Here is a 424-nt window from a genome sequence, read left to right as displayed (position 1 = left end):
GGAGACGGCATCGGCCCATCCGGCGTCGTGCTCTTTCTGCTCGTGAAAATCGCGGCCGCCCTGCTCGTCTTGGCTGTCCTCGACAGAGACAGCGATTATGTCGGCCGAGAGACCGCCGGTCTGCTCGTCATCGCCGGTGGTGCCGGTCTCCTCCCTGCGGTTCACAATCTCACCCTGTTCGCGCTCACGATTCACTAACCGCAAATTCGTATTCCGCTGGCCCGGGGAATCGCTCAGACGCGACGTGCCGTCGTTCCGGGTGCTCGAACTCGAACTCCTTCGACCGGATCATTTCGAGAGTCTCCTCGATGGACGGCCGATCGCCCCAGAACGTTCCGTAATACGCGAAGCGAACGGTGCCGTTCGGGTCGAGAATGATCGTCGCGGGGCGGTTGATATACTCGGCGTGGACGGCGTAGGACAT

At 61.8% G+C, this 424-nt stretch carries 1 protein-coding gene and 1 pseudogene; one reads left to right on the top strand and one right to left on the bottom strand.

Annotation, left to right across the window (positions count from 1 at the left end; all coding sequences use genetic code 11):
* Nucleotides 1-198: pseudogene (locus tag EXE45_RS20070) on the top strand (hypothetical protein); the annotation flags it as partial.
* Here the strand turns inward: EXE45_RS20070 and EXE45_RS20065 are convergent.
* Nucleotides 185-424 (bottom strand): hypothetical protein (locus tag EXE45_RS20065; protein ID WP_158294342.1); only part of this gene is annotated, 240 nt, incomplete at its 5' end. The pseudogene EXE45_RS20070 and the gene EXE45_RS20065 overlap by 14 nt on opposite strands.

This window comes from Halorubrum sp. SP9 (genome assembly GCF_005435015.1).
Classification (GTDB): domain Archaea; phylum Halobacteriota; class Halobacteria; order Halobacteriales; family Haloferacaceae; genus Halorubrum; species Halorubrum sodomense.
This window is presented reverse-complemented; position numbering and strand designations above follow the sequence as displayed.